This is a genomic window from Roseibium aggregatum, from assembly GCF_014692675.1.
In the GTDB taxonomy this organism is placed as follows: Bacteria; Pseudomonadota; Alphaproteobacteria; order Rhizobiales; family Stappiaceae; genus Roseibium; species Roseibium aggregatum_C.
On sequence record NZ_JABFCZ010000109.1, the window covers coordinates 1 to 428 of the forward strand.

Annotated in this window: 1 pseudogene; it reads right to left on the minus strand. The window is 60.3% G+C overall.

What is annotated here, in order from left to right:
• Positions 1-426, minus strand: a pseudogene (locus tag HK439_RS26520) (quinone-dependent dihydroorotate dehydrogenase); the annotation flags it as partial.
• Between the last annotated feature and the right edge of the window lie 2 nt (positions 427-428).

Genomic DNA, 428 nt, shown 5'->3' on the forward strand with positions numbered 1-428 from the left:
GGCGTAGACCTTGTCCAGGCAGATCAGGTAATCATCCACCGCATTCTCGACCGGCGTATCGAAGTTCTTGCCGATATTGATGCCGAGGATGCCCTTGTATTTCGCCGCTTGAACCCGCGCCAACAAGTGATCAACGCCCTGGTTGTTGAAGCCCATGCGGTTGATGATCGCCTCGGCTTCCGGCAAGCGAAAGATCCGTGGTTTCGGGTTGCCAGGCTGCGGCCGTGGCGTCACGGTGCCAATTTCGACAAAGCCGAAGCCCAGTTGTGCAAAACCGTCGATGGCCGCGCCGTTCTTGTCCAGGCCTGCCGCCAGCCCAACCGGGTTAGGGAAATCGAGCCCCATCACCGATACCGGCATTTTTGCCGGCGCTTTGCATACCAGGCCATTGAGCCCCAGGCGGCCACCGGCACCGATCAGGTCCAGGG